We start from the raw sequence: 24,269 nt of genomic DNA, 5'->3' as shown, positions 1-24,269 counted from the left end.
GGAATATTACTCCTTTATTAAACGGCATTTGTGGGACGCTTCGGACTCATGTGTCTTATAAGCGGTATTGCGGCGCATCAGCTCGTCGAAATCGACTTGATATCCGTCGAATTCCGGACCGTCGACGCAGGCGAATTTGGTCTCGCCGCCCACAGTAACCCGACAGCCGCCGCACATACCGGTACCGTCGACCATAATCGGATTCAGGCTGACTGTGACGGGAATGCCGTAGGCCTTGGCGGTCAGCGTGACAAATTTCATCATGATAACAGGACCGATGGCAATAACCTCATCGTATTTTTCGCCGCTCTCGATCAAGGCTTTCAGTTTATCGGTTACCAAACCCTTCTCTCCGTAGCTTCCGTCGTCGGTCGTAATGAACAGGTGGGTGCTGTTCGCACGCATCTCATCTTCAAGCATAACGATATCTTTGCTGCGAAATCCTGCAATCAAATCCACTTTACACCCCATGCCGAAAAGCTTCTTGGCCTGAGGGTAAGCGATGGCGCAGCCGACGCCGCCGCCGATGATTGCGACGTTTTTGTGCCCCTCCAATTTGGAAGCGTTTCCGAGAGGCCCCGCGAAATCAGATATAAAATCACCTTGGTTTAGTTTTGACAATGCGATTGTGGAAGCGCCGATCGCCTGAAAAATAATCGTTACGCTGTCGCTTGCCCGGTCGTAATCAGCGATGGTCAGCGGGACACGCTCCCCTTGCTCATCGATGCGGAAAATAATAAACTGTCCCGGTTCGCAGCGTTTGGCAACCAGCGGGGCGTGAATGCGCATCAGCCAAGTGTTGGCGTTTAGGGCTCTTTTTTCGAGAATCTCATGCATGAATGGTTTGTTCTCCTTTTCGATTTATGGGTTTATATTGACAATACGTCCGCCGCTGTCGCGGTATTTTTTCGGTGAGATACCGACCTCGCTGCGAAAGACCTTAGTGAAATAGCTCTGATCCTCAAATCCGCAGAGTGCGGCGATATCGGCAAGCTTAATATGGTTGTCAAGCAGAAACAGTTTGCTTTTTTCAATTCGAGTGTGTTTGATATAATCGGTCACACTCATGCCGGTATCGTCCTTGAATACCGTGCTGAGATAAGAACGGCTCAAAAAGACGTGCTTTGCGATGTCGTCCAGCGTAATTTTTCCCGCATAATTGGCTTTGATGTAGTTCATCGCTTTGAAGACCACGTCTGAATGTTTCACTTGTGTAAAATCGAAAGTGTAGTTGATAAAGCGGTGTAGCATCACACTGAGCCAGACGTTTAATTGTTCGACCGAGGTAAATTGTTCGATCTCATGAATATAGCCGCTGTTGGATAAAAAGATCTCTTTTGCGTCAGCTCCGGCGTCAATAATGGATCGCGAAAGCAAAACCACAAGTTCCACCGAGCGCTCGCGAATGGTTTCCAGATCGTAGTTGCTGGAGAAATAGATAAAGCCGAGCAGTTCGTTTAACAACGCCTGCGCACCGCTCTTGTCATGTTCAATGATCAAGCGGTGCAGGGCTTTTTCGTATTCGATGGGGTAAGTGCATTCCTGTTCGCCCAAAATGTCGCTGTGGGCAGAAAAAATGGCGTTGAGCTGCTTTTCCTGTTCATAGACAAAACTGCCGGCCAAACCGTAGGCGACGCCAGAAGAAAGAACTGCACACGACAACAGGCATGAAGACAGCGCATTGACTTTCTGCGGGGTAAAAACCGGCAGTTTTTGAGCGGATTTACGGGTATTTGCATCTTTTATTTCAACGAGGGAATCTTTCTGCTCGCCCATGACGACAGGTCCCCCAACCATACCGGCCTGCATCTTTCCCGTATCATCGGTAACCGAAGAAGCGCAGAATAACAGACCAATGGGGCAGTAATAAATATATTTTCCATTCCAGCGATAAGCTTCGTTACAGCCGTAAAAATGGGTATTTTCGGGATTGCATTTTTTATATCCGCAAAAAGAACAAAAAAACTGTTTCTGATCTTCGGAATCTCGGTCGGCAAAAATACGGTCATAGGTATCGAAGATGCGGATGGGGACGTTGCAGAGCTCAAACAAGTGTCCGGCGTTTTCCGCACACCGTTCCAGAAGCTGTTCCTGCATGTCCGCACCTCCAATCACAGATATATAAATTATACAATATACTGCCGAAAATGACAAGCAGAAAAACGGCACACCCAAAGGTGCGCCGTTTTCAATTCATATGGATGAATCAATATGGTTCGGGATTTCCGATGATCTCTCCGGGTGTTGCCATTTCGGGATGTTCGGCTAAATATGCGGCTACTTCATCGGTGTGCATCAGTTTGGCCTGAAGGGTATAACGCCAGTTATCATAATCGTAGACGCAAGTGATCAAGGTAAGAACTTTGTCATAAAAACCGACTTCAAGATCGGGTGTCGTAAAATCCGAGCGTTCAAAAGCCGCTTGAATGAAACCGGAGAACTGTTGATATCGGCGCATATCGGTGAAGTGGAAGGTCTTGTCCTGCTCAAAGTCGAGCGTAACACAGAAATAGGGATCGCCGTTGGATGAGGGCGAAGTGTCATAACCGGAGAAGAGTTGAAAATAGTATGTATAGCCGTTATATGCGGTGAATTTAAAGATATTTGCCGTCAGATAAGTGTCGCCTTCGCGATATTTGACCAGTTTTCCGAACATCAGATCGCTGTATTTGCTCTTGCCGATATTGTGGCCGTAGAGGATGGTATTATAGCCGAAATATCCGTCAGTCAGACAGCGATAATCGAAAAACAAAATACCCTCGTGGCGATAATTGCCCTCGAGGTCCTTGCGCATATAATAGCTGTTATCAGGGGCATCAACGACCAGTTCTTTCAGATTGATTCCCGGAATTTCGAAAATTCCGATAAAATCAGCGTTAATCTCGTGATAACCTTCAAGTTCGTCCGTTGTATATTCGGTTTTGACATTGAGAGCAGGCGGATTTCCGGTTACAATGTTGCTCACTTGTTCCTCGGGAACGGAGATAGATATTCCGGAGGAGGCAGGCACGGGAGCCGCACATCCGAAGAGTGAGAACACAAGCATCGATACAATGAGATAAATCGGGAAAACGGCCTTTGTGAACTTTTTCATTCACATCCCCCTTTAAACGTTATCGGATCCGTCCTTATCCTGCGGCTTTGATTCTTCCGGTTTATCCTGCGGACGTTCCAATATTATTGTATCATCAGTCATGCTCATTTTCAACTTATTTCCACCTTTTAAATTCATTTGTTCCAAATATTCTTTCGGAATCTGCAGGCGGCCGGTTCGGTCAAGAACCACAAATTCTTCGTGGGATTCGATGTTGAAGTTGAGATTGGTGTTTTCAAGGCGTTTTGTATTGGCCGCGATCTCATCGGCATAGTTATAGCGGATGAATTCGCTGCTGGTTCGTCCGTCACGGATCGCAACGACACGGTTGACTTTACGAGAGAGCTGTCGGTCGTGGGTGACGATAACAATGGTCAGTCCGAGTTCACGGTTTAGTCGGTTAAAGATATCAAGGATCATGGCGACGGTTGCCGTATCAACAGCGCCGGTCGGTTCATCAGCCAGCAGCAGAGCGGGGTTATTGGCCAGTGCCAAGGCGATAGCGACACGCTGTTGTTCGCCGCCGGACAGTTGGCTGAGTTTGTTGCCCAGCCGGTGGGAAAGACCGACCATATCCAGCAGTTCTTTTGCTCGATCAACGCGTTTTTGACGCGGCATATGCGGATCTACAATCGACAGCGGGAGTTCGATATTCTGCTGTGCGGTAAGATAAGGGATCAGATTTCGCGCATTGTTTTGCCAAACAAAACCCACGGTACGGCGTTTATATTCCACCATCTGCTGTTCAGAAAACTTTAAAAGGTTTTGTCCGTTAACCCTCAAAATCCCCGCAGAAGGCCGGTCAAGGCCGCCCAGCAGGTTCAGCAGTGTGGATTTACCGGAACCGGAATTACCGATAATTGCTGTCAATTCACCCTTTTCGATGGTCAGGTCAAGCCCCTGCAGCGCGATAACTTCAATCTCACCGGTCTTAAAGATTTTGACCAGGTTTTCGCAGTAAACCATCGGTTCCGGTTTACCATCGGATGTCTCTATCGATTCAGCCATCGGTTCCGGTTTCACTTCGGCAACTGTGTTATTCAATTCTTCAGTTGTTGACTTTTTCATCGATAATAACACCGTCCTCCAAAGTATAAACCTTATCCGCGACCTCCATCATATTGGGATCGTGGGTTGTCATGATAATCGTAACGCCCTCACGTTCGATCAGAAGTTTAAACACACCCATAACCTGAAGGCCCATTTGTGTATCCAAAGCCGCAGTCGGTTCATCCGCAAAAATGACTTTGGGTCTGTGGGCGATTGCTCTTGCGATAGCAACACGCTGTTGTTCGCCGCCGGACATTTCGCCGGGCATGTGATTGGCGCGTTTTCCGAGGTCGACTAATCCAAGACAATGCATAGCACGTTCTTTGCGTTCAACGGGATCGGTCATACCGGACACACGCAGGGCAAACTCGACGTTTTCATAGGCTGTCATGATGCCGATCAAAGCTGTGGACTGGAAAACGAACCCGTAGTCGTGACGGCGTAGTTTATCCTGTTCCAACGAGGAAAGCGTCGTAATCTCTTTATCCTGAAACCAGATTTTGCCCGAAGTCGGGTAATCCAATGCACCCAGCATGTTGATGAGCGTAGTTTTGCCTGAACCCGAACGGCCGCGGAAAATCGTGAGCTTGTCATTTGGGATTTCAACAGAGATTCCCCGAAGAACATGTACGATTCCGCCTGAAGTGTCAAAGTCTCGGATGATATCGGTGGATTTTATAATCGTGTCGTTCATATGCTCACCTCCATCAATCTTCGCCCAGTTTAAGGGCCTGATCAATCTTAATCGAAGAAATCACACGGACTAAGACTCCGATGCCAATGGCAAGCATGATTGCGATAACGAGATATATTTTCAGATAATCGGACAATTGATGGAAAACCCGGAACGGGATGATGCGTTCTTCTGCGGTATTCACCATCTCGAACAAGCGAATGAAGAGTAAACTTGTCACGTCGCCGAGCAGTAATCCGAACAAAATGGACATGATGGACACAAGAACCTGTTCCACGCCGATCATTCCCATCACGCTGCGTTGGGACATACCGATTGCGCGGTAGATACCGAATTGAAGCGTTCGACTTCTGAGCGAGAGAATCCAGTAAATCAGGAAACCCACGGTAGTTATACCCATCGTGATCAAAAATACCAGCGAGAGCATGCCGTTAAAGCCCTGAATTGTCGGATCGTTTTTCACTTTAACGATTTCTTGTGAAGCGTATTGCAAATTCGTAACGGCAAGAGAACCGTAGTCAACATTAATATCTCCGGCATTGATCTTTGCCATCAAATCATTTGTAGCGGATTCGGTCGCAGCGGCAAAAGGAATCGATTTAGACATTGCAGAGATGAAATCATCCGTGGTGGAGCCGTCTTTACGTTTCATCCAAAGCTGAACGTAGTTATCATATGTATCAGCATAATGGAGTTTGAGGAAAGACGAATTAATGACGACCAACGATTTGTTTTCTGCGACGCCGTCGGTATAGACAGTTTTTTGATAACCGGGCCAGTAGTCGACGAAGCCATAGACGATGCAAGACATGGAAATTCCGTTCGGACCGTCAAGAGTGAGAACATCACCCACCGCAACGCTTTCGGCAAAATCGGAAGAGAGCAGCACAGCCGATTGAGCGCCGTTAATCAGATTTAAATACTCATTGATGTGATAGGGGAGCAGATCCGTCCGCAGTGTTGTAGTAGTGCCGAACGAATAAGGCTCAATACCCATCAGCGAGAAGGCATTCAATTTCTGGTTGCCGAGTTTGATTACGAAATCATCGGAATCCTGAGGTATATAGATGACTTCTGCGGCAGCTTCAATACAGTCATTATCGGCGGCAATAGCTTCCGTATCAAGCGCCGATTTTAACATTGAAGTATCAATAGTGGCTACAACATCGGCACCGCTGAGATATTCATAACGGTCTACGAGGTTGTTATTGATGGTTCTTGCCGAATTGGCGGAAAAGATACCGACTGAGATCGAATAGATAATAAACAGCATAACGAAAATTTCTTTGCTGCCCGATCTGCCGATGCGGATGAACGACGAGTAATACGGCGGTGACCATTTTTTCTTGCCCAAGAAGAATAGGAACTGTACGATATAGGGATATACTCTGAGGAACAACAAACCGACGCCCAGCATGAAAGCGGAGGTGATGATGAACATTAACGGATCGATGCCCATTGCCGCAACCGTTGCACCCTTGGTGGTCAAGCTGTCCAGAATGCTCTGGTAACGGACGAGACCGTAAATCGATGCGCCGCACAGGATAAAGTCAAGGCCGAGTTTTTGCCAAAGCGGAGTTTTAGCGGAACGTGCAGACAGTTGTTTGTGTTCCACGATGCTGAGCTTGGAAGCGGAAAAAGCCGGAATCAACATGGCGACCGCAAAGAGTACCATTGCAATCAGAGCGTAGAGATATGCCATCCAGTCGATAGAGACAGGGAGAGCCTTTCGGACAACGAAATCCAAAAATCCGTTGGAAGAACCAAGGATATAGCAGCTGCAATATCCCAGCAGCGGGCCGAATATCATGGACAGACCCGCAAGTATTCCCCATTCCATGATGTACCCGCCGAAGATTTGCATTCGGCTAGCCCCACGGCTTTTCAAGACGGCAATCTCGTTGGTCTCGCTTTCGAGTTTCATTTTAGAGACCATAAAGATATAAAAGCACATCAATACAAGCACCGGCAGAATCAGAACCCAAAGGGTGATCTGCAAGTTGGCTTCACGCTCGAGATAATTTTTCATAATGTCGATTGTGGGCATGGTAAATCTCGTACCGCTGCCCATTTCGATATATTGCTGCTTCTGCATATCCAGCGTGTTGATGATATCACGGATATCCGAAATCTTAATCTGTGTATAATCATATGCTTTGTACCAGATTGATTCGGTGATGTAATTATTATCGGAGAAGTCGGAGACAGCGGTATCAAAATCCATAAATATGTCCTGATTATAAGTGGACATATCCATAAACCAATAGGGATCATTGATATCGATAGGGGTTACGACACCGACGACACGGAATTTATAATAAGCGCCCGGGTCATCGGAAGCAAAGAGTTCGGCGGGTGAAAAGGGAACAGTGAACAGATATTCTTGGCCGAGCTGCAACATCATAGTTTTCATGGTATATTGGCTGACCGTGACCTCGTATGCGCCGTCGACAAGGCCGGGTTCGGCTAAGCGCCCTGTGATGACCTGAACTTTATTGTTGAAATCCTGCAGCGCGGTGACGTTGACGGTTTGAATGATTGATTCTGACGAATAGGGCGTTTTTGCATAGGAACGCCGACCCATTTCAACACGAGTGACATCGGCGACTGTCGGAACGCTAATTTGAGCAGACAACGTTGAAGTGATGTAGTCGTCGTAGACATTAAATGGCTGCGTACTGTAGTTGTAGGTTTGAGTGACCTGATAAGTTCCGGGATATTGAGTGTATTTTACCTGATATTCCTGAAGATCAAGAATTAAAACCCTCTGCAGAATCGCATTGGTATACATAGGGATACTGCTGACGACGGTCGCGATGATCAGAAAGCCGATGAAAAGGCAGACAAACATCCACCGATTATTCAGGAGTTTGCGAAATACCAAGAGAGACAAATCGATGTGCCTCCTATCTAACCGATGATGATCTGATCCCCGACGGAGAGCCCGCTGAGAATTTCGGTTTGTGTATCATTGGAAATACCGAGTGTGACTTCCGTAAGAATCGGAAGTCCGTCTACGAGCAGATTGAGGTAATATACGCCGTTGTCGTAGGAGAGCTGAGTTGTATCAACCACGAAAGTGTCCTCACGGCTGTCAAGGACTAAATTGATAGCGACGCTTTGACCGAGCAGATTAGCGTCGGCCATATCGATTCCTTTTACATTGAGGAAATACATATATTTCACATTATACATTGCACCCGCAGGCTGTGTTTGAGGTGTTTGGGTCACGGTGCCGACGTAGTCGGTTCCGTTAAACGTGACATTGAACTCAGTGCCGACTTCGACGAATTCAGAAATATCTTTGATACTGGAATAAGCCAGAACGATGGATTTAGCGGGTGTGAAAGTGGCGAAATCGGCGTTTGCGGCGATTGTTTTACCGGGTTGTACGCTGTTCGTCCAAGTGCAGATTCCGGTGATCGGCGCATATAAAAAGCAAGCATCGTATTTGGCCTGAATCGCAGCAAGTTCCTCCAAGGCCAGATCGTAATTTGCTTTTGAGACAACATAAGTGTTTTCAGCGGTAGCAATTGCGTTGTCATAGGTCTGTTGTGCGATTTGAACCTTTAGCTGTTGTCCTTCAAGCGTGGTGCCGTCGCTGAGGGTCCCTCCGCCTTGGATAACAGAAAGATTATATTCTTCCTGTTCCAGTGCGAGTTTAAGCAATGCAACTTCTCCGCCGCCCTGTGAATTTTCATAAGCGGTGTCCATTTCAATTTTTAACGAGTTGACTTCCCGCTGTTTCGTGGAGAGCTGAAGTTTATAATCTGCATTTTCGGCGAGCACGGCAATCAAGTCACCCTTGCTGACCTTTTGATTGATTTCAACGTCTCTGGAATAAACCGTACCGTCAACCGTAAAAGCTGCATTCACAGTATCATATGTTCTGAATACGGCGTCTCCGGCAATTTCGTTAATAATGGTTCCCTTTTCGACGGTGACGGTCGTATAATTGAGCGCAGCGGCGGAGACGAGTTTCGGAGGCAGAAGTTCTTCCTCTGTCGGTAACAGAGAACATCCGCTTCCGAAAGCGATGAAGAGTGCAAGAACCGTAGCAGAAAAAATGCCGATGTACCTTTTCACAATATAACCTCCGAATGGAAAAATAGCTTACGTAACTCTTCGTGACGCAAGCAATTATACAGTTTTTACACGGAAGAAGTCAAGAGTCAAACTCAAAATTTGGGTTTTCATCACAAATGAGGTTTTCGAAGTTAAAATATTACAATAAAGAGAGAATAATTTTACTATGACTTCACATAATCTTAACATATTAAAACGAATTGTTATAAATTTATTGATAAACTGTGTATTCTTGACATTTTATCGATTTTGAGGTAGCATTATTGGCGGCGTCAGATAAAAAGACGGCAAATAAAAAATTCAAATTTACGATGTTCATTATTATAATAGAAATGCGGTTAAAAGGGATGCATAAAAAAACACTGATATCAATTATATTAATCATCATATTGACGACTGGGGCGGCGTTTTCCGGCTGTGCAAGCGAGTATAAATCCGTTGAAATCTCAGAAGACAGGGCTTATGAGGCTCTAATTCAACAGATTCCCGACGATTTAAATATATCTTTTGCACAGACAATGTCTGCATATGTTGAAAGTGAACTTGGTTTTGCGCTTTCGGGATCACAGTCTGCAACTCAGACAGCAGATTTAATCAGCTCAAAAATGTCACAGCTTGGATTAAGCGGAGTCGCAAAAGAGGAATTTTCCTGTTCTTCGTTCTCCTTTCGTTCGGCTCAACTCAGTTATCGCACAGAACAGGGTGAGGTCGTAAGCTTTCGGCTTTCGGCATTACCATCCGATAGTTCCGGAGAACAACGTCTGACCCTGATCAGTGTCGGAAACGGTTCTGCTGATGAATATGAGGATGTAACTGTAAAAGGGAAAGCGGTTTTGGCAATTCTCGATAATCAGGACGATAACACAATCAAATATGTGATTGAACAAGCGCGAGCTCATGGTGCTGCCGCTTTAATCACAGCTTTTACAAATTCTGAGGAAGACGAACAACTGGCGACTGCTTATTTTTCGGATACGTATTCTGTGACGTCGTCCATGGCAGTTTTAAATATGACGGAAACAGACGCTCAGGTGCTGCTTGGCGCCTATGAAGATGCAGTTGAAAACGAGAGCGCGGTCGTAGTGACGCTTAATACCGATTTTGGGTTCACCGATAATTCGACCGGTTATAATGTTGTCGGGTATATTCCGGGGCTCGATGAAAATTCCAGAATCATCATTACAGCGGATTACGATCGGTTTTATTACGGTTATAATGAAAATTGCTGCAGTGTCGCATTGCTGCTCGGTCTTGCGCAAGCAGTCAAAAACAGCGGATATACCCCGCAAAAAACATTGGTGTTTGTCGCATACGGCGGTTCGGAATTTGCGAAACGCAACACCGATTATTCTACTTCTTACGGTGCTTATATTCAACTGACGCAAACACATGCCGAATGGACTTCAGGCAACACGGTGCATATCGATATCACTATGCCTGCCGCAGATCACGGTACGAGTTATCCGTTAGCGGTCAGCGTCGGATTGGAGACCTTTGTGAGCAATACGCTTTCGGATTTGACGGGAACGTTTGAAAACGGTGTTACGATCAGCAATAATATCATTGGCGGTGAGAGCGGGTACATCTTCGAATCGATCGGTATTCCCACAGTCGGCCTGGATCTTGATGTAAGTGAATTCGCCGTGAATTTTCGTCATACGAATTTGGATAATACAAACCGATATGATGCCGAGATCTTTCGGTACAGTTATGAACTCTATGCAAAACTGCTTCTTGCTTTCGATCAAACAGCTGTAATTCCATACAATTTCCTCCCGTTTTTCACCAATTTAAATCAAGATGTAGACGAAACAGCGCTCCTAGAGTTCGGAATTGATATTACAGAGATGGAAAACGCCGAATATGTCGCAACGGTACAGGCGCAGATTATGAATTATTATGTCCGGAACATCAATACGGCGTATGAAGATGCCGTCGCTGCGGGAGAATATAACAAAGCGGGACGTATTTATTCATCGGCTTTTGAGCTGAATGCGGAAATGCGTAAGTTCTTTATGAGAATTGATTCTACATTTTTTGTGTTAAACAGCCGGAACCGAAAACAGAGTTCCTATGAAATTCCATTAGATTATGCCTCAAAAATGGAAACAGCGCTCGTTCAGTTTGAGCAGGGGAAAGTATCGACCTGCATAGAAACCTGCCAAACGATCGGTGAATTGAAATATACCTTCCTGTTTGACGCGTCTGTCTGTAATTCAATTGCCGGAGTTATAAATAACGGCAGCAAGAAAACACTGTATTGGGCTGATGCACAGTTTTACACGATACCGGATATTTATGATACGCTGCGGGATTTGTATTTAAAACGAAACGCCAGTTTCACATCAACCGATTTTATCGAAGAATTAGATTCACTTGATGAGTTTTACGACACGCAAACCGAAAACGTAGTTTCGGCTTTTGAATCTCGCGCAGTTTCCTGCCGGTTGTTTGCGGGAGAGGTAAAAAAACTGACGCCCGCCTTTGAAAAATTCGAGGGATATTTCGATTAAATCTTGATTTTTCGGGGTTGACATTATTTTGACACGGTGATATAATTATCCACGCTTTTGCGTTCTTGGGGGGATTTCCATGTTTATTGACATCTCTGATTTGATTGATAATCCGGGCGCGAAGGTAAAACGCGAGGGGATCTGCGACTTTATTGAGTGGCAGAGCGAGATATCACCGATTGTAAATCATCCGGTCACGGTAAAAGCGACCGCATGTAATGACAGCGGCGACATCATGCTTGAACTCTCCGTGGATTTTATCCTGACCCTTGAATGTGACCGCTGCACCGAAGAATTCGAGCAGGCTCACAGCGAGATTTTTTCACACAAGCTTTTTGATTCCGAATCGGAACTCGGAGACATCATAAAGCCTGACGCAAACGGACGCCTCGAACTCAATCCCATTGTCTGGGACGATATGATGTTCTGTGTGCCGCAGCGGAGACTGTGTAAGGAAAACTGCAAGGGACTGTGTATCAACTGCGGAGGTAATCTCAACAACGGATCCTGCGGATGTGACAACCCGAAACCCGTATTGTTTGAAGATGAGGACATTTCGGGCGACTGATTTTTTCATAACATTTAGGAGGAAAAAGAAATGGCTGTACCTAAGAGGAGAGTTTCCAGCACACGCAGAGACAAGCGTCGTTCAAACGTTTGGAAGCTCGATGCGCCGACGCTGGTCAAATGCCCTCACTGCAAAGAGTTGACCGTTCCGCATAAGGTTTGCGGCAACTGCGGTTATTACGGCGATAAAGAAGTCGTATCCCACGAAGAGGAAAAGAAGTAATCTCAGGTAAAGCGACTGCGATAAGGGGAGGGTCAATATCCTCTCCTTTTTTGCGTAAAAAACTTAAAAACATATTTTTATTGAAATATGTTTTCAAGTAGAAAGTTTGTATCTTACGTTCCAAACTCCCCGTAGAGTGTTTAAAATTGATTTGTCATTCTGAACGCAGCGCACCCCGTGCGCAAAGTTGAAGAATCTCAGACTGATAATAGCCTTCATAAACCAAATTTCAACTTCGCCGCGGAGAAATCCCACTGCAAGCAGGGATTTAAGGATGGTAATCAGATGAGTATTGAAATTGTCGGCGTGACCGAAAACAGCATATGCGCCAATCACGGTGTGCGCGGCGGCGACATGCTCGTGAGCGTCAACGGCCATTCGATCCGCGACACGCTGGATTACGGGTTTTATACGACTGAGAGCAAAGTGGACTTGGTTTTTTCCCGAACCGGAAAATCTTATACGCTGCAGTTCGTCAAAGGGGAATATGAGTCCCTCGGCTTGGAATTCGGTACTTTTCTCGGTGACAAACACAAGGGCTGCAAGAACAAATGCATTTTTTGTTTTATCGATCAAAATCCCAAAGGTATGCGGGAATCCATATATTTCAAAGACGACGACGAGCGGCTTTCCTATCTTTTGGGGAATTACATCACGCTGACCAACCTGACCGATGAAGAGGCAGATAAAATCTGTCAAATGCACCTGTCTCCGGTGAATGTCTCAGTACACACCACCGATCTCGAATTGCGCGTCAAAATGATGAAAAACCCGCACGCCGGCGAGGTATTGGGTTATCTGGATCAATTCGATAAAGCCGGTATCGAGATGAATTTTCAACTCGTACTCTGCCCGGGTATCAATGACGGAAAAGCGCTTGAAAAGAGCGTGAACGACCTGCTTTCTTATCAGAACGTCTGTTCGATCGCAGTCATTCCGGTCGGCTTGACCGGACATCGCGAAGGTCTTTTCCCGCTCAGACCGTTTGAAAAATTCGAAGCGGAAGCGGTAGTTGACTTTACGGAATCTATTGCAAAAGAAACGCTTCAAAAACGCGGAAGCCGAATCATCGCGGCAGCGGACGAATTCTATCTGCTTGCGCAAAGACCGCTTCCTTCGCCCGAATTTTACGAGGATTATTACCAACTTGAAAACGGCGTCGGTATGTTGACCCTGCTAAAAGAGCAGTTTTATGAAGCATTGAAAGATGTGCAGAACGTAAAAAGCGCAGAGCGTTTTCTGATTGTAACCGGTGAAGCTGCTTTTCCGACCATGGCCGAATTGGTGACTGCTTATAATGAGAAATTTTTAACAAATCATGTCGTACGCATGGCGAAAAATCGTCTGTTTGGCGGATATGTCACAGTTACCGGTCTTCTCGGCGGAGAGGATGTGGCAAACGGAGCAGGGGATGTGCGCGAATTTTCGGCGTTACTGCTTTGCGAAAATATGTTCAAGCATAAAACCGATGTTTTTTTAGATGATATCAGCGTCAATGATTTAGAAAAGCGTTTAAATATAAAAATAAGAATTGTACAAAATGACGGAGCCGAGCTGGTGAAGCAGCTTGCATTCAAATGAGGTAAAGGTATGGCAAAAAAAACAGTGGCGATTGTCGGTCGCCCGAACGTTGGGAAATCCACGTTGTTCAATAAACTCGTCGGGAAACGGGTTTCTATTGTATTGGATACGCCGGGCGTAACCCGAGATCGCATCTATGCCGATTGCGAGTGGCGCGGACAGAAGTTTTTATTGGTCGATACGGGTGGGATCGAGATCACCGACACCGATGATATGTTCTTCCAAATGCGCACGCAAGCCGAAATCGCCATCGAACGTGCGGATCTGATCATTTTCTTAACCGATTTGTCTGCAGGTGTCACCGCAGCGGATAAGGATGTGGCTGCCAAATTGCGTATAAGCGGAAAGCCGATTCTGCTTGCTGTCAGCAAGTGTGATTATATCGGTGAAGCACCGCCTGAATTATATGAATTTTATAACCTCGGATTGGGTGATCCGTATCCGGTTTCGGGTATTCACGGGCATGGCACCGGAGACCTGTTGGATGCCGTCTATGAAGTTTTGGGCGAACTCGGTGACGATGAAGAAGACGAAGATTCGATTAAAGTTGCGATCATCGGGAAACCGAACTCGGGAAAATCTTCACTGCTTAATAAACTGGCGGGAGAAGAACGGGCGATTGTCAGCGATGTGGCAGGCACGACGCGGGACACACTGGATTCGGTTGTGGAAAACGCAGAGGGTAAATTCACATTCATTGACACCGCCGGATTACGCAGAAAATCCCGTGTTTATGACCAAATTGAAAAATACAGCGTCCTGCGATGCCAGATGGCGGTCGAACGGGCTGATGTCTGCGTCATCATGATTGACGCGACCGAAGGTGTGACCGAACAAGATACCAAGGTGGCGGGACTCGCACATGAATCGGGCAAGGGATGTATCATTGTCGTCAACAAATGGGATCTGATTGAAAAAGACACCCATACAATGGACAATTTTAAAAAGGATTTAGACGATACGTTTGCATTTATGACCTACGCACCATATCTGTTTATTTCCGCCAAAACGGGACAGCGCGTTGAACGTCTTTTTGAGTTGATCAAATATGTCAATGAACAAAACAGCATGCGTATCTCGACCGGTATTTTAAACGATTTATTGGCCGAGGCAACGGCACGGGTACAACCGCCCACGGATAAAGGCCGCCGTTTAAAAATCTATTATATGACACAGGCTTCGGTGAGACCGCCGACATTCGTATGCTTTTGCAACAATGCGCAGCTGTTTCATTATTCCTATCAGCGTTATATAGAAAATCAGATTCGTGCGACTTTCGGTTTGGAAGGTACGCCGGTAAAAATGATCATCCGCGAACGCGGAGACGAAAAATAAGGGATTAAGAGGTTCACTTATTCGCGGATTAATTCAAACGGACAAAGCATCTCGGAATATACGAAAGGTTGGCTCTATATGGTGAAGTATCTGATCGCAGGGGGACTTTCGGCGTTGGTCGGCTATCTGCTCGGCAGCATCTGTTTTGCGATTCCGGTCAGCAGAGCGTTTTTGAAAAAGGATATTCGCACGGTCGGCAGCAAAAACGCGGGTATGACAAATGTTTTGCGCTGTGTCGGCGTTCCGGCAGCGGTGCTGACTTCACTTGGCGATCTCGGAAAAGCGATTGTTTCGGTAATTGCGGCCAATCTGCTGTTTGTCTATTTCACGGGTGGCGAGGTCTATTACGCGGGTTATATCGGCGGCGTCTTTGCAGTACTCGGGCACCTGTTTCCGATATGGTTTAAATTTAAAGGCGGAAAAGGCGTTATGGCCGCAACCGGTATGATGCTTGCAATCAACCCGACGATCTGCTTGCTGGCGCTGGCAGTCTTTCTGTTGATATTTGCGTTCACGCATATCATTTCGATTTCTTCAATTTCGGCGGCTATTTCGCTGCCGATCATCAATTATGTATTTTTAACGCTGAGCGGCGACCCCAACTGGATTTTTTTCACCTCAGCGGCGGCTTTGGTTGCGATTGTCGTCGTAATCATGCACAAAGCAAATATTAAGCGGCTTCTCAAAGGTGAGGAGAAACCGCTTGTGATTAAAAAACCCGAAAAGTCAAAAGAATCGTAAAATCATGAAGCATCAATAAATTAATTTTTTAATCGTCATTGCTAGGGGCTTTTGCCCCGTGGCAATCCAGACCGTATGGCTTCTGGATTGCTTCGTCGTTGTACTCCTCGCAAAGACAGATTAGGATTTCTATAATTCATACACATGATTTATATATTTATATATAAGTGTCAGTAGGGCGCGATGCCCTTATATTCTATAAAGTCAAAACAGTAAAAGTTCAAATTCGGGCGGGGGCAGTTCGATGATTTTTTGATTGAGATATTGCAAAATCCCCGCGTCATTCGCAAAATCAAATTTAATCTTATATGCACATAATGCCTGCCAGTTGAAGCCATAAGGTTTGCTTCTGGCGGCGTTTCCGTATTTGGTATCCCCGAGCAGCGGATGGTTGGCATCGGCAAACTGCGCACGAATCTGGTGCGTTCTGCCCGTGACCAATTCGACCTCAAGCAACGAAAGTTCATCTGTTGTTTTCAACACTTTATATTTGCTCACCGCGCTTACCGCCCCGGGTTTTTGCTTATTCGAGACGCTGACCATATTATTATTCCCGTCTTTGGTCAGATAGGAGCGAATTTCTCCCGAAGGAACGGGAAATTTTCCGAAAACGACGCATTTATAAAACTTTTTCACTTCACGGAGCTTGATTTTTTCGCTCATAATCCGAAGTGCTTCGGCGTTTTTTGCCGCGATCACAAGGCCGGAGGTGTTGCGGTCAATGCGGTTGCAGAGCGCTGGTGTAAAGCTGTTTTCATTTTCCGGAAGATATGAATTTTGATGATATAAATAGAGTAAGATTTTATTAATCAGCGTATGGCGGCTCTCGTTTTCGTCACTGTGGCACAGCAGTCCGGCTGGTTTATCGGCAACAAGGATGTTCTCGTCCTCATAGACTACGCGGACATCGTCGGTGGTGTTCATAAAATCGAGCGGGGAATCATTTTGTTCAAAAAATTCGTCGTTCACATAGAGTTGTATCAGATCGCCCAAAATGAGTTTTTGACGTTCGTCAGCCCTTTTACCGTTGACTTTGATGCGTTTGATGCGAATATATTTATATAACAAAGAGGCCGGAAGCTTCGGCACGGCTTTGGTTATAAATTTATCCAGACGCTGCCCGGTGTCGTTTTGGTTGACAGTGAATTCCCTCATAGAAAATCCTCCGGCTCTTGATATCGTTATTCTATCACATTACGATTGAAAATCCAATCGGATTTTAACAGATGGGTTTCTTCAGCGTGTCTTTTTAAACAGGTACTGATGTTAGCTTGTACTTTTATAATCAAACATGATAAAATAGATACAAGAAAGAAGCGGGAGAAAAAACAATGAAAAACGAAAAAGTTTTAGGTATCAAAACTTTAGGCGCCAAGGGGGATGGACTTTCGGACGACACAGCGGCAATTCAACTTGCGCTTGACCGAGCGGAAGTGATAGAAATTCCCGATGGTAACTATCGTATCACGTCCACGCTGAAAGTGCCGTCTCATACCGCAATCAGGGCATCAGCAAAAGCACGGTTGTTTTTGTGCGGAGAAACACCTAAAAAGCGCGGCGATTTTCTGCTTTCCAACGACAACCCGGAAAGCGGAAACAATGAAATCAGTATTTCAGGAGGAATATGGGACGGCAATAACGCCGGTCGGTGTAATGTAAAAGCGGGTTTGTATGACCCAAACGGCTACAGCGGCACCGTGTTGAATTTTTCAAATATCAGAGGCCTTATTCTGAGAGATATGACCATAACTAATTCGGCCGCTTTTTATGTTCGTTTTAACAGGCTTGACGGATTCGATATTTCATCTATCCGGTTTTCAAGTGATGAACTTCGTCCAAATCAAGACGGACTCCATTTCGGCGGGAACGTGCGTAATGGCAGAATCAAAGACATAACTGCTCTCTCAAACGGTCAAACCAATGATGACATGATCGCTTTCAATGCAGATGACAGCATGGAGCGCGTTGAAAATTTAGATATGTCCCGAGGCCCGATCGAGAACATCACGGTGGAAAATGTCAGTGCTGAAAACTGCTACACTTTTTTTCGGTTATTAAGTATTACTTCGCCGATTCGCAATATAAGGATCAAAGACATATCCGGCGGATGCCGGGTATATGCAGTCAACATGGACGCCGCACGTTATTGCCTCACCCCTCTGTTCAAAGAAAATGACTATCCCGATGGCGTTGGTGAGATAGAGAATATCGAAATTGAGGATATGCGAATTTGGCATACCGGGAACAGCAAAGTGAACGCGTTACTGCTTTGCGAGAGTATGGTCAAAGATTTTAAAATCACCGGATTCTCACGAATAACGGAGTTTGATACAGACAGAGAAATTCCGACTTTATTGGTGCGAAATGTGACATCCTCAACAGTTGCCGTGCAAGGAAAAGAGCAGGTGTCGGTGTCTTTGAAAAACAAGTCGGAAGTTTTAAAATGGAATAAGGAATTCACAGAGTTAAAAATCAACTGATCATTTTCAATGAAGGCATGTTATCGGATAAAAATTGGGGTTTTCTATTGTATTTCATGGGTTGATATGATATAATCAACAGGATTTACCGCTTATAGGAGGGCGTTTATGTTAAAGACAAAAACCATGCTCGAAAACAACAAATACGAGCTGACCATTACAATCGATGCGCAGACATTTGCAGAGGCCACCGACAAGGCCTATCTCAAGGACCGCGTCAAGATGGCGATCCCGGGATTTCGCAAAGGTAAGGCCCCGAGAAAACTGCTTGAACAATATTACGGCGAAGGCGCTTTTTACGAGACCGCTTTCAACGCACTGTATCCGCAGGCGGTTGAAGATGCCGTCAAAGAGGCCGAATTAATTGCTGTTTCCCGTCCCGAACTGAACATCGAATCCATCGGCAAAGACGGCGTCGAATTCAAGGCCGTGATTTGGGTTAAACCGACCATCGAAGTCGGCGAATACAAAGGCATTGAGGTCGAAAAACCTTCGACCGAAGTCACAGAAGAAGAAATCAACGCCGAAGTTGATAAAGCGCGTGAGCGCGGTTCCCGTATTCTGACCATCGACGGCAAAGCCGAAAAGGGCCATATCACCTCGATTGACTTCGAGGGTTTTGTCGACGGCACGGCATTTGAAGGCGGAAAAGCGGAAAAATATGATCTTACCCTCGGCTCCGGCGCATTCATCCCGGGCTTTGAAGATCAGATCATCGGACATATCGCCGGCGATGAATTTGACGTGAATGTCGAATTCCCGAATGAATACGGCGCCGAACAGCTGGCTGGCAAAAAAGCCGTTTTTAAAACCAAGCTGCACGAAGTCAAAAAGAAGGAAATCCCCGAACTTGACGACGAGTTTGTCAAAGATGTCAGCGAATTCAACACCGTTGACGAATATAAAAATTCCATTCGCGAGCGTCTGCAGAAGGATAAGGAATCTAAAGCGGATGATGCGATCGGAATGGCTGTCACCGAAAAGCTCTGCGAACTGGTCAAGGGCGACATTCCCGAGGTTATGTTTGAATCCGCCGCCGACCGTGCGCTTCAGGATTTCGATTACCGTTCGCGTATGCAGGGCTTCTCGCTCGAGCAGTATATGCAGATGACCGGCATGGGTATCGACGAACTACGCGGCCAGTTCAGAAAACAAGGCGAATCCCGCGTAAAGAGCACATTGGCGCTTGAAAAAATCGCCGAACTCGAAAAGATCGAAGTCACCGACGAAGAGATCGAAGCCGAATTTGTCAAAGAAGCCGAGAAGTATGGCCGGAGTGCAGACGAGCTGAAAAAGGTCGTCTCCGCCGAGGATATGCGTGAGGACATGAAGACGCTGAAAGCTTACGAACTTGTTAAGAACGCGGCTTCCGTAAAACCTGCCGGCGAGAAAAAGACCGCAAAAGCGACAAAGAAAGCGGACGATACCGCGGAAGAAAAGCCCAAGAAAACCCCGGCAAAGAAACCCGCTGCCAAGAAAGACACCACAGAAAAAGAACCCGCTGCCGACAAGGCGGAATAACCCAAAGCGGGAACGTTAAAAATAGAGAGAATACAGACAATGGAGGTATTCGTATGAGTTTAGTTCCGATGGTCATTGAACAGACCTCGCGCGGCGAGCGCAGTTTTGACATCTATTCGCGCCTTCTCAACGACCGCATCGTTATGCTGGGTGAGGAAGTCAACGAAGTCACGGCAGGTCTCGTGGTCGCGCAGCTGCTGTATCTCGAGGGACAGGATCCCGAAAAAGACATTCAGCTTTATATCAACAGCCCGGGCGGCTCTGTTACCGCAGGTCTTGCGATCTACGATACCATGCAGTTCATCAAATGCGACGTCTCGACGATCTGTATCGGTATGGCGGCCAGCATGGGTGCGTTTTTGCTTGCGGCCGGCACGAAGGGCAAGCGTTTCGCGCTTCCCAACAGCGATATTTTGATCCATCAGCCGATGGGCGGCGCACAGGGTCAGGCCTCGGATATCAAAATCCACGCAGATCATATTCTGCGCACCCGTGAAAACCTGAACCGCATTCTCGCCGAGCGCACCGGTAAACCGATCGAAGTCATTTCCAAAGACACGGATCGTGATAACTTTATGACTGCCGAACAGGCGGTCGAATACGGCCTGATCGACAAGGTATTGACCAAGCGATAAAGGCCGGACGGAGGGAACATGCCAAAATTCGAAGATCCCAAACTTCCGCGCTGCTCATTTTGCAACCGAAGCACACAGGAAGTCGATCGAATCATTGCGGGACCCGGCGTCTATATCTGCAATGAGTGTATTACGCTCTGCCATAATCTCATCAATGGTGAGATCAGCGAGAGCGCAAAAAAACCGACCATCCGCGACGGCGGCGATCCGCTGCCCAAACCGATGGAAATTAAATCATACCTCGACGAATACGTGATTGGGCAGGAGAGCGCAAAACAAACCCTGTCGACCGCGGTGTATAACCACTATAAACGTATCTTTCTGCGCGGCGAAAGCGACATCGAACTGCAAAAGTCCAATATTCTCTTACTTGGACCGACCGGCGTCGGTAAGACCTTTTTGGCTCAGACATTGGCGCGAAAACTCAAAGTCCCGATCGCCATTGCAGACGCCACGACCCTGACCGAAGCCGGTTACGTCGGCGAAGATGTTGAAAATATTCTGCTGCGTCTGATTCAGGCGGCGGATTACGATGTGGAACTTGCCGAAAAAGGCATCATCTATATCGATGAGATTGATAAGATCAGCCGCAAGAGCGAAAACACTTCGATCACCCGAGATGTTTCGGGCGAGGGTGTTCAACAAGCATTGCTGAAGATTCTTGAGGGCACTGTTTCAAACGTACCCCCGACCGGCGGCAGAAAGCATCCTCAGCAGGAATTTATCCAAATTGACACGACCAATATTCTGTTCATCTGCGGCGGCGCGTTTGACGGCATCGAGAAAATCATCGAACGCCGCGTCGGAAGCACTTCAATGGGTTTCAACGCCAACCTGATGAGCAAAAAGAGCGAGGGTTACGACGCGCTTGTGGCACAGGTAATTCCGCAGGATCTGATCAAATACGGGTTAATTCCGGAATTGGTGGGGCGTATCCCGGTTCTCTCCACGCTTGAGGCACTCGACCGCGATGCCTTCATCCGTATTCTCACAGAGCCGAAAAACGCCATCGTCAAGCAGTTTATACAACTGTTCAAGTTGGATAACGTCGAGCTTGAATTTGAACCGGGAGCGTTGGAAGCGATCGCGGAGAAAGCGATTGAGCGCCGCACCGGAGCCCGCGGACTGCGTTCCATCGTCGAAAATGTCCTTGCATCGCCGATGTACGAAGTCCCATCCGATCACACGATCAGCAAAGTGATTGTGACGAAGGCTTGTGTTGAGGGAAAGAATCGCATTAAAGTTGAGCACGACACTTCCCGTACACCACAGGTCATTCGGATTCCCGCCTCGGAGAAAAAACGCAGCACCCGCACAAAACCCACAGATACCGCAATATAAACGAAGATGAAAAATCCCCGCTGTTCGCTGCGGGGATTTTTTGCATGAATCAGTATGGAGGGTGATGATTATAGTGAAAAAGATCGTTTCATTATTGCTTATATTTGTATTGATTTTACCCTCCGTTTTCGGCTGTACGGCAAAACCGACCGCCCTCGATGACGATTACCGCAATTGGTATGAAATCTTTGTCTATTCGTTTTATGATACCAACGAAGACGGTATCGGCGATCTGAACGGAGTGACCGAAAAGCTTGAATATGTTGCAGAGATGGGCTTTAACGGCATCTGGCTGATGCCAATCATGCAGTCGCCCTCCTATCATAAATACGACGTTGCCGATTATTATACCGTCGACAGTCAATACGGAACCAACGAGGACTTCCAATCGTTGATGACAAAGGCGCATGAACTCGGCATTCGGGTGATTATTGATCTGCCGGTCAATCACACGTCGAGTGAAAACCCGTGGTTTACCGCCGCCGCGGATGTCAATTCACCTTATCACGACTGGTATAACTGGAGCGATAAATCCACTGCAGGATACCATAAACTGAGCGATGGCTTGTATTACGAAGGACGGTTCCAGTCCGGCATGCCCGATCTGAATCTCGACAGCAACGAAGTGCGCGCGGAAATCGAAAAGATCATGAACTTCTGGCTGAATGATATGGGGGCAGACGGTTTTCGGCTGGACGCCTGCACAAGCTATTATACCGACGATCAACAAAAGAGCGTCGATTTTCTCAGCTGGCTCAATAATGAAGCAGAAATCTTGAAATCCGGCAGCTTTGTCGTCGGCGAGGTCTGGAGCGTACTTTCCACCATTGAGACCTATTATCAAAGCGGTGTCGATTCGTTGTTCTGCTTCCCGACCGCTAATCTGGACGGCTATCTCGCGGCTGCGGTCAATTCTTCAAAGCCGGAGAAAGCGGCCTCGATTTATTGCGGCGCTTTAACAACGCTGCAGGATACCCTCGGCGACGTCATCATCTCGCCGTTTCTCGATAACCACGATCTCTCCCGAAGCGCGGGCTTTTTGGGAACCGACAAGACTAAGATCAAATTTGCGGCGGGATTGCTTGCGATGATGCCGGGTTCGGTGTTCGTCTATTACGGTGATGAGATCGGCATGAAAGGGACGGGGAACGACCCAAACAAGCGCATCGGAATGTTGTGGACGACCGAAGACGAAACCACGACGCCCCCGCCGGGAACAACCACTGTAAAATATTCTTTTCCCTCGGTGAAAGAGCAGGAAAAAGATAAAAATTCAATTTTGAATTATTATAAAGCGGCAATGCGGCTGCGTGCCGAAATCTCCGAAATCGCCCGCGGTACCGTTGAAATCTTGGAAAGCCCTGTGGACTCGGTCGCGGTTTTAAAAAAGACCTGGAATGGCAGCAGTATTTATATCAGTATAAATTTCTCATCGGAAAGTCAGGCAGTAACCCTTGACGCGGGAATTGCTTCAAAAACCATCGGTCAGCTGTCTGTCGACGGCAAGTCCTCCGCCAAATTCAAAACTTCAGGCACGGAACTCACACTCGCGCCTTATGGAATTCTCGTACTCGGTTGAAACCGGTCATGCGGGCCTTAGGTCTTTTATCTCAAGATTCGCGGTGTCATACGCCACTTTCGCATGATTTTTACGCAAAATTTTTGTCTCAATATGATTTCCGGTCACGGGATCGACTTTGACGCGTAAAATCTCACCATTGCGGTAAACGCCGTCAGGCTCTTTGGAAAAAAACTCATTTTGACTCTTGATGTGATAGACATAGGGTTGATTTCGGTCGGCTTTGATTTCCCCGCACAGATATTCATCAGTCGTATAAATTATCAATTGATAAGTGATGTCGGTTTCATTTTTGACCTGATAATCGAGATAATTATAAAGGATAGAAGTTCCGGTTCCGAACGGCACCTGTCGGTTAAAATCGGGAAACAAATCGAACCGGTCATGGTGGTGCAATTCGGTGACGGTCAAATCGGTGTGCAAAACCATCCAGTGAATGAGATTGGTCAGCTGGCACATCCCGCCTCCGATACCTTTGGTGGCACGCCCGGCTGTGATCGTCAGCCCTTCTTTATATCCGCGTTTTGCCGAGGCGCTTCCGACCAGAAGCCAAAATGAAAAGGTCTGTCCGGGCTTGATTAAAATTCCGCTCAGTTTCGGTGCGGCGAGAGATAAATTGACCGCCTTGTTCTCCTGCAATTGCATATCCACATTTCCGAGCCGCCGCCGAATTAATGAATTATGTTTATAAACAGAAACGGGAAGCGGGGAATCGGAGCGTTGATGTGCGAATTTTTTAAACGACAAAATGTTCTTCAGATGCCGAAATCCTCTGCATCGAAGAACTGAAAGTCGGTATGTAAAAGGTGAAATTTGGCAAAATAATTTC

The 24,269-nt window shown here is 46.6% G+C and carries 20 protein-coding genes; 11 read left to right on the top strand and 9 right to left on the bottom strand.

What is annotated here, in order from left to right:
- Positions 1-6: 6 nt before the first annotated feature.
- The 7 genes from PK629_07145 to PK629_07115 form a co-directional block, all read right to left on the bottom strand.
- Positions 7-837 carry a sulfide/dihydroorotate dehydrogenase-like FAD/NAD-binding protein gene (locus PK629_07145; GenBank protein HOP11249.1) on the bottom strand — a complete coding sequence of 277 codons (831 nt, stop codon included), beginning with the start codon at positions 835-837 and terminating at the stop codon, positions 7-9.
- 24 nt (positions 838-861) lie between these two features.
- Positions 862-2,097 carry an AraC family transcriptional regulator gene (locus PK629_07140; protein ID HOP11248.1) on the bottom strand — a complete coding sequence of 412 codons (1,236 nt, stop codon included), beginning with the start codon at positions 2,095-2,097 and terminating at the stop codon, positions 862-864.
- A 109-nt stretch (positions 2,098-2,206) separates the two neighbouring features.
- The gene (locus tag PK629_07135; protein HOP11247.1) at positions 2,207-3,094 is read right to left on the bottom strand and encodes a class B sortase; all 888 of its coding nucleotides are present in this window, start codon (positions 3,092-3,094) and stop codon (positions 2,207-2,209) included.
- Positions 3,095-3,106: 12 nt separating this feature from the next.
- Positions 3,107-4,162 carry an ATP-binding cassette domain-containing protein gene (locus PK629_07130; GenBank protein HOP11246.1) on the bottom strand — a complete coding sequence of 352 codons (1,056 nt, stop codon included), beginning with the start codon at positions 4,160-4,162 and terminating at the stop codon, positions 3,107-3,109.
- Positions 4,143-4,838: an ABC transporter ATP-binding protein gene (locus PK629_07125; GenBank protein HOP11245.1), complete on the bottom strand. Its 696-nt coding sequence runs from the start codon at positions 4,836-4,838 to the stop codon at positions 4,143-4,145. The genes PK629_07130 and PK629_07125 overlap by 20 nt, the downstream gene beginning before the upstream one ends.
- Positions 4,839-4,851: 13 nt before the next feature.
- The gene (locus tag PK629_07120; protein ID HOP11244.1) at positions 4,852-7,731 is read right to left on the bottom strand and encodes an FtsX-like permease family protein; all 2,880 of its coding nucleotides are present in this window, start codon (positions 7,729-7,731) and stop codon (positions 4,852-4,854) included.
- Between the two features lie 17 nt (positions 7,732-7,748).
- Positions 7,749-8,924 carry a hypothetical protein gene (locus PK629_07115; GenBank protein HOP11243.1) on the bottom strand — a complete coding sequence of 392 codons (1,176 nt, stop codon included), beginning with the start codon at positions 8,922-8,924 and terminating at the stop codon, positions 7,749-7,751.
- Positions 8,925-9,271: 347 nt separating this feature from the next.
- Between PK629_07115 and PK629_07110 the strand changes: the two genes are divergently transcribed.
- The 6 genes from PK629_07110 to plsY all read left to right on the top strand — a co-directional run bounded on the left by PK629_07110 (position 9,272) and on the right by plsY (position 15,884).
- A complete protein-coding gene (locus tag PK629_07110; GenBank protein HOP11242.1) occupies positions 9,272-11,437 on the top strand; it encodes a M28 family peptidase in 2,166 nt (721 codons plus the stop codon).
- A gap of 79 nt (positions 11,438-11,516) precedes the next feature.
- Positions 11,517-12,005 (top strand): DUF177 domain-containing protein, encoded by a 489-nt coding sequence (locus tag PK629_07105; protein HOP11241.1) that lies wholly within the window; start codon positions 11,517-11,519, stop codon positions 12,003-12,005.
- Between the two features lie 30 nt (positions 12,006-12,035).
- Positions 12,036-12,227, top strand: a complete 192-nt coding sequence (gene rpmF, locus PK629_07100) for a 50S ribosomal protein L32 (GenBank protein ID HOP11240.1) — start codon at positions 12,036-12,038, stop codon at positions 12,225-12,227.
- A 285-nt stretch (positions 12,228-12,512) separates the two neighbouring features.
- The gene (locus PK629_07095) at positions 12,513-13,808 is read left to right on the top strand and encodes a DUF512 domain-containing protein (GenBank protein HOP11239.1); all 1,296 of its coding nucleotides are present in this window, start codon (positions 12,513-12,515) and stop codon (positions 13,806-13,808) included.
- 9 nt (positions 13,809-13,817) lie between these two features.
- Positions 13,818-15,143 (top strand): ribosome biogenesis GTPase Der, encoded by a 1,326-nt coding sequence (gene der, locus PK629_07090; GenBank protein ID HOP11238.1) that lies wholly within the window; start codon positions 13,818-13,820, stop codon positions 15,141-15,143.
- A gap of 78 nt (positions 15,144-15,221) precedes the next feature.
- On the top strand, positions 15,222-15,884 hold the full coding sequence (plsY, locus tag PK629_07085; GenBank protein HOP11237.1) for a glycerol-3-phosphate 1-O-acyltransferase PlsY: 663 nt from the start codon (positions 15,222-15,224) through the stop codon (positions 15,882-15,884).
- A 204-nt stretch (positions 15,885-16,088) separates the two neighbouring features.
- Here plsY and PK629_07080 read toward each other — a convergent pair whose 3' ends face one another.
- Positions 16,089-17,039 (bottom strand): RluA family pseudouridine synthase, encoded by a 951-nt coding sequence (locus PK629_07080; protein ID HOP11236.1) that lies wholly within the window; start codon positions 17,037-17,039, stop codon positions 16,089-16,091.
- A gap of 176 nt (positions 17,040-17,215) precedes the next feature.
- Here PK629_07080 and PK629_07075 point away from each other — a divergent pair, with 176 nt between their 5' ends.
- The 5 genes from PK629_07075 (at position 17,216) to PK629_07055 (ending at position 23,440) form a co-directional block, all read left to right on the top strand.
- Positions 17,216-18,364 carry a glycosyl hydrolase family 28-related protein gene (locus PK629_07075; protein ID HOP11235.1) on the top strand — a complete coding sequence of 383 codons (1,149 nt, stop codon included), beginning with the start codon at positions 17,216-17,218 and terminating at the stop codon, positions 18,362-18,364.
- A gap of 108 nt (positions 18,365-18,472) precedes the next feature.
- Positions 18,473-19,885 (top strand): trigger factor, encoded by a 1,413-nt coding sequence (tig, locus tag PK629_07070; GenBank protein HOP11234.1) that lies wholly within the window; start codon positions 18,473-18,475, stop codon positions 19,883-19,885.
- 53 nt (positions 19,886-19,938) lie between these two features.
- Complete coding sequence (gene clpP, locus PK629_07065) at positions 19,939-20,520, top strand: ATP-dependent Clp endopeptidase proteolytic subunit ClpP (GenBank protein ID HOP11233.1); 582 nt, start codon at positions 19,939-19,941, stop codon at positions 20,518-20,520.
- 18 nt (positions 20,521-20,538) lie between these two features.
- On the top strand, positions 20,539-21,861 hold the full coding sequence (gene clpX / locus PK629_07060; GenBank protein HOP11232.1) for an ATP-dependent Clp protease ATP-binding subunit ClpX: 1,323 nt from the start codon (positions 20,539-20,541) through the stop codon (positions 21,859-21,861).
- 73 nt (positions 21,862-21,934) lie between these two features.
- Positions 21,935-23,440 (top strand): alpha-amylase family glycosyl hydrolase, encoded by a 1,506-nt coding sequence (locus PK629_07055; GenBank protein HOP11231.1) that lies wholly within the window; start codon positions 21,935-21,937, stop codon positions 23,438-23,440.
- Between the two features lie 6 nt (positions 23,441-23,446).
- Here PK629_07055 and PK629_07050 read toward each other — a convergent pair whose 3' ends face one another.
- Entirely contained in the window at positions 23,447-24,085 is a 639-nt protein-coding gene (locus PK629_07050; GenBank protein HOP11230.1) for a VanW family protein, read from the bottom strand.
- Positions 24,086-24,269: the final 184 nt, after the last annotated feature.

It is taken from the genome of Oscillospiraceae bacterium, from assembly GCA_035380125.1.
GTDB lineage: Bacteria > Bacillota > Clostridia > Oscillospirales > JAKOTC01 > DAOPZJ01.
The sequence above is the reverse complement of the archived record's forward strand: the minus strand, read 5'-3'. Positions and strand labels throughout refer to the sequence as shown.